The sequence below is a fragment of the Dellaglioa sp. CoH-57-MRSF-21 genome (assembly GCF_056781915.1).
In genome coordinates this window covers 1-694 of record NZ_JBXAXU010000024.1, presented here as the reverse complement: position 1 = coordinate 694, position 694 = coordinate 1, and the positions used below count along the sequence as shown (strand labels likewise).

Annotated in this window: 2 protein-coding genes; both read left to right on the top strand. The window is 52.7% G+C overall.

Annotated elements, in window-relative coordinates:
- The first annotated feature begins 25 nt into the window (after positions 1-25).
- Positions 26-274 (top strand): hypothetical protein, encoded by a 249-nt coding sequence (locus AC1RPQ_RS07690; protein WP_481762213.1) that lies wholly within the window; start codon positions 26-28, stop codon positions 272-274.
- A 9-nt stretch (positions 275-283) separates the two neighbouring features.
- Positions 284-664: a hypothetical protein gene (locus AC1RPQ_RS07685; protein WP_281106401.1), complete on the top strand. Its 381-nt coding sequence runs from the start codon at positions 284-286 to the stop codon at positions 662-664.
- Positions 665-694 lie beyond the last annotated feature (30 nt).

The window sequence follows — 694 nt, the reverse complement described above, 5'->3', positions numbered from 1 at the left end:
GCTACATTGAATACGAGGTGGAAGAATGAAGAAGATTGCGGCAATTGCGTTGATGGCGCCGGCGCTCGCGGGATGCACGCGTGAAGATCAGGCACGTAACACGCTGACCGGTGCTGGCTTCAAGGACATCAAGATCACGGGCTACGACTTCTTCGGCTGTTCGAAGGACGACACGTTCCATACGGGATTCACTGCGCGCAGCCCCAGCGGTCAATTCGTCGAGGGCGTTGTGTGTAGCGCCGTCTTCAAGGGTGCGACGATTCGCACGTATTAAGGGGAAGTTATGGTAGCTAAAGTGGAGTTTTCGCATGATATTCCCGAATGGGTTGCACCACGATGGCGCACGATCAGTGTAGACTACGAGTCCGGTGGCGATCTGACAAGAACCATTACGCTAGGGTTCTCATTTGATCCAGCCGACTGTCATGGTGAGGATTTGGCATTTGCTTTCCGAAAGGCAATTCGGAAAGCAAAAAGCGATGGTCGCTGCATAGCCATCAATGTCATGCACCGAGCGGAAATTGGTAATGCGGCGTGCGTAGCATCGTACGGAGCTGTGTCATACGTAGACAAAATTGTTGGGCATCGCGTCGAACACGAAGTGAATGGCACCAGCCGGGTCTATGTGATTTTGAAATACACGGGAGGCAGTAATGAAGAGTGATGCAGAACTCAATGTGGAGCGAGCACTGGC

Excerpts from the sequence above, each read along its gene's own strand:
- AC1RPQ_RS07690 (WP_481762213.1), top strand. The coding sequence starts at position 26 with ATGAAGAAGATTGCGGCAATTGCGTTGATGGCGCCGGCGCTCGCGGGA.
- AC1RPQ_RS07685 (WP_281106401.1), top strand. The coding sequence starts at position 284 with ATGGTAGCTAAAGTGGAGTTTTCGCATGATATTCCCGAATGGGTTGCA.